This window comes from Aeromonas sobria (assembly GCF_050266975.1).
In the GTDB taxonomy this organism is placed as follows: Bacteria; Pseudomonadota; Gammaproteobacteria; order Enterobacterales; family Aeromonadaceae; genus Aeromonas; species Aeromonas sobria_B.
Map to the genome: position 1 here is coordinate 1 of NZ_JBKISU010000074.1, position 1,382 is coordinate 1,382.

2 protein-coding genes are annotated in these 1,382 nt (G+C 51.9%); one reads left to right on the forward strand and one right to left on the reverse strand.

The window, feature by feature from the left end; translation table 11 throughout:
• Nucleotides 1–144 (forward strand): integrase core domain-containing protein (locus tag ACLHZ1_RS20450; protein WP_427263523.1); only part of this gene is annotated, 144 nt, incomplete at its 5' end.
• Between the two features lie 928 nt (nucleotides 145–1,072).
• Here ACLHZ1_RS20450 and ACLHZ1_RS20455 read toward each other — a convergent pair.
• Nucleotides 1,073–1,382, reverse strand: a 310-nt coding sequence (locus ACLHZ1_RS20455) for a transposase (protein WP_427263522.1), incomplete at its 5' end; no start/stop codon positions are given.

Below are 1,382 nucleotides of genomic sequence, written 5' to 3' on the forward strand. Positions count from 1 at the left end.
TATGACTCGTCAGAGCAACGGGCAGAACACCTGCAACCGTGGCTGCATGAGTACAACTGGCATCGTCCTCATGCCAGTCTGGGCTACCAGCCCCCCATCAGTCGTCTTCAATCCGTGAACAACCTGGCGGGTTTACACAGCTAGCGGCGCTTTCATCCTGGGCATCCAAGGATCTCAAGAAGGTCGCCTCTACTTGGCTATGACTATCTCGGCCTGCTGATCATCCCGACCATAGCCATATCGTCTGCTGAAATAACCATCAGCAGGATTCAATAATATTTGATGATCTATAACCAGTGTTAAGTTCCTCTTGAAACCAAAAATGCCCCTCTTTCCACTTGTGAGAGATCGTCTATACCCCCTGTAGGATTCGGCTACTTCATGCCGTACGCCAAGCCGCGCATCGAGCGGTCCTGTTTCAACGGAAACAAACTAAAGTACTGATTCACATCGATAAAATAGATAAAGCGCCATTTCATATAATCGTTTTCGCAATCTGACGCGCACCTCACCCTCTTGTTAGCCTGCCTGGTTCCCTTATTATCTATCTCACAAGGACGGCGCGGGCATCTACGGATGCATGCCCAGAAGAATAAGGGACTAGTCAAAGGACACCTCGGGATGAGGTTGGATGACCAGGAGGTCATCCACCAGGACGACAAGGATCACCACAGGACGTGGTTATGGACACCTCCAGGACGGAGAGACATAACCCGGATGGTTATAGGTCTGGACGACTTGGAAACGCCACTGGATGTGGCTAGGACGAGCTTCAGGATGAAGATGAGGTAGTCGGGATGACTATCTGTCAGGATGACGCAAGGACACCACCGGATGTGGTAACGGACACCTCCAGGACGGAGAGAGTGCGGCAATCAGGATCGGTTGCCTGGTCAGGAAGACTCAAGGACACCTCGAAGGATCGAGAAGAGGAAATCCAACGGATTTGGATACAGTCAGGGAATGTAGGGAGCATTTGCAGTTCATGGACTGGACGACACGACTTAAGGGGACGGCTGAGCCGTCCCCTTTTCTTGAGCCTGTAAATGATTCTGTGTAACTGCCCACGCCATTACAGGTGACCGTTCAGGCGATCTCCGAACTCGATAATAAAGCGATTCAGGGCAGGCTTCCAATTCTGGATCGGCATGGTCCATTTCTTGGAGGCCTGCTGTATCGCAAGGTACGCCACTTTTAGCGCCGACTCATCGGTTGGGAAGAGCTTCCTTTGCTTGATCGCTTTGCGCAGCACGCGGTTCAACGACTCAATGGCATTGGTGGTGTAAATCACCTTCCGGATGGCGGGGGGATAATCGAACAGCGTGATCAGATTATCCCAGTTACCCTGCCAGGAGCGCGCTATTTGCGGGTACTGGCTATCC